This window comes from Candidatus Micrarchaeota archaeon (genome assembly GCA_028866575.1).
Lineage (GTDB): Archaea > Micrarchaeota > Micrarchaeia > Micrarchaeales > Micrarchaeaceae > UBA12276.
In genome coordinates this window covers 1-1,449 of sequence record JAGWHU010000037.1, presented here as the reverse complement: position 1 = coordinate 1,449, position 1,449 = coordinate 1, and the positions used below count along the sequence as shown (strand labels likewise).

Annotated in this window: 2 protein-coding genes and 1 tRNA gene; 1 reads left to right on the top strand and 2 read right to left on the bottom strand. The window is 52.0% G+C overall.

What is annotated here, in order from left to right; translation table 11 throughout:
- Positions 1-186, top strand: a 186-nt coding sequence (locus tag KGI06_06300) for a hypothetical protein (GenBank protein MDE1871819.1), incomplete at its 5' end; no start/stop codon positions are given.
- Between the two features lie 179 nt (positions 187-365).
- Here KGI06_06300 and KGI06_06295 read toward each other — a convergent pair.
- Together KGI06_06295 and tnpA are read right to left on the bottom strand one after the other, a co-directional pair.
- Positions 366-440 (bottom strand) — tRNA-Gln (locus KGI06_06295).
- 487 nt (positions 441-927) lie between these two features.
- A complete protein-coding gene (gene tnpA / locus KGI06_06290) occupies positions 928-1,365 on the bottom strand; it encodes an IS200/IS605 family transposase (GenBank protein MDE1871818.1) in 438 nt (145 codons plus the stop codon).
- Positions 1,366-1,449 lie beyond the last annotated feature (84 nt).

Genomic DNA, 1,449 nt, shown 5'->3' with positions numbered 1-1,449 from the left:
ATTACGCTCTCGCTCTTATTTTTCCGCGAAGCCGTGTGGCCGCACCTCATGCTCTACGGCATCTCGCTGTCGCTCTTAATTAATGGTCCTGGTCCACTCTCTATTGACGAGTGGATCGATACAAAATTACTCGCCCGACATAAGGTCACCCAATCTGCCCCAATTTCCCCGGCGCCTGCCGAGTGATGTGCCGTTGCGCTAGAACCGTCGTCCCGACATGTCGGGACTCCTTAAGAACCCCTCGGTTCATAATTATTATTTCCTCCACGGGTAAACTCCCGTTTCCCCGACCCCTTTCCCAGGTTCGAATCCTTTCGTTATACAAACATAGGCTACCAAGCGTGCGAGGCACGTTTGGTAGCCTATGGCTGCCCGGGTAGGATTCGAACCTACGAATGCGGGATTCAAAGTCCCGTGCCTTTCCGCTTGGCGACCGGGCATCGCGCTCTCATTATACCTTACGCAGAAAGATATAAGAACGCTTTAAGACGTTCGATAAGCCGGATTCTGTCGCGAACGATCATCTATCTAGGCGTTCGGGCCCGAGGTCGTCATGACGAGCAGCCATATCGACGATAGAGGGTCCACCGAACTTGCACCGCGTTGAGTTTACCAGCTACCGATGTCGCCATCGGTACTGGTGGGCTCTTACCCCACCGTTTCACCGTTGCCGCCGACTTGAGTCGGGAGGCTGTTTATTTTCTGTTGCACTAGTCCTAGGGTCACCCCCGGTTGCCGTTAGCAACAACGCTGCTCTGTGGTGTCCGGACTTTCCTCCCCAGAGAACCGGGGCGATCGTTTGAACGTCTTAAAGCATCTATACTTTACCATTTTTGCGCCTGATTTTCAACGGATATCGGACCATGAAGACTGTCGCGCCTTACCGCAGACATACGATAAACTTCCCACGACCTTACGGTCGGGGTTTTAGCGCACCTCAAACCCGAAACGGGTTTGCCCTGAATCTTTTTTGCCTTGGTGGTCGATGTAAGCTTTAATCAGGTCCACATTTATCCCGACCGTGCTCGCGAAATAGCCCTCCGACCAGATGGCATCCGTGCCCCAGTAGACCCGTTTGAGGAAGGGGAATTTTTGCTTAAGGTTTCTCGCAGTATTCTGCTTTACGAGACCGACGGCTTTACCAACGGTCATCGTTGGCGGAATGGAGATAAGGAAGTGTAAGTGGTCGACGTCATGGTTAACGGTTTTAAACCGGACGAGGGGATAATGTTCGGTAATTTCCGCCAACTGAGTCGAGAAGTAGGCAAAAATCCCCTCGTTGAATATCTTTCGCCGGTATTTGGTGACGATGACTACGTGGTAGTCGCAGTGGTAGACGCAGTGGGATAAATGAGTAAGCTCCATACGCTCATTCTACCCCTTCGATCAAAAGATTCAGGGATAACTCCATCCCACGACCTTACGGTCGGGGATCTAGTGAGGGTGGTT